This is a genomic window from Arthrobacter sp. GMC3, assembly GCF_002929305.1.
Classification (GTDB): Bacteria; Actinomycetota; Actinomycetes; order Actinomycetales; family Micrococcaceae; genus Specibacter.
The window spans coordinates 1-508 of record NZ_PJIO01000179.1 but is presented as its reverse complement, the minus strand read 5'-3'; the positions used below and the strand labels follow the sequence as shown (position 1 = coordinate 508).

Here is a 508-nt window from a genome sequence, read left to right as displayed (position 1 = left end):
AGCCCCGGAAGCAGGGAGACAGCATCGACCTCGGTTTCAGGCTGGGCTTCGGACTCCGCCACGAACTGCGTGCCAAGACCAAGCAGCAGCATTGGATCGAGCTCCGCCTCCGGAATTTCCTCAGCCGGCGTTTCGGGAGGCAAGGTATTGCCGCTTTCGGCAACCGCCGGCTTCTCGCGGTTGTTCGCCTCCGCCGTTTACTGCTCGCGCTTGTCCTCGACCGGCTTGTTGCGGCTGGCCTCGTTGCGCACCGGGCGCTCGGCTGGTTTCGTCTGACGCTCCTTGGCGTAGACATCGGAAAAGCTGGCGTTGCCGTTGTCCCGACCGTCGCGCGGCGTATCAGGCGCCTTGGTCGCGGCTTTGGGTCGCGCATCGACGGTCGGGGATTTGAGCAACAGGTCGGGGGAAACGGCCATGAGGAGATTCCGCTACGGATGGATCGTGGCGGAAGCAGAGCAAGTTCCGGGCCAGCGGCATGAATGCCGGAAAAACGCCAGGGAAGCGCGCT

General features: G+C 64.2%; 1 protein-coding gene. It reads right to left on the bottom strand.

Annotated features, from left to right (window positions below; translation table 11 throughout):
- Window positions 1–197: 197 nt before the first annotated feature.
- Window positions 198–416, bottom strand: a complete 219-nt coding sequence (locus CXQ94_RS24190) for a hypothetical protein (protein WP_219817137.1) — start codon at window positions 414–416, stop codon at window positions 198–200.
- Window positions 417–508: the final 92 nt, after the last annotated feature.

Bases quoted from the DNA above. Each gene is read 5' to 3' on its own strand.
- CXQ94_RS24190 (WP_219817137.1), bottom strand. From the start codon at position 416: ATGGCCGTTTCCCCCGACCTGTTGCTCAAATCCCCGACCGTCGATGCG.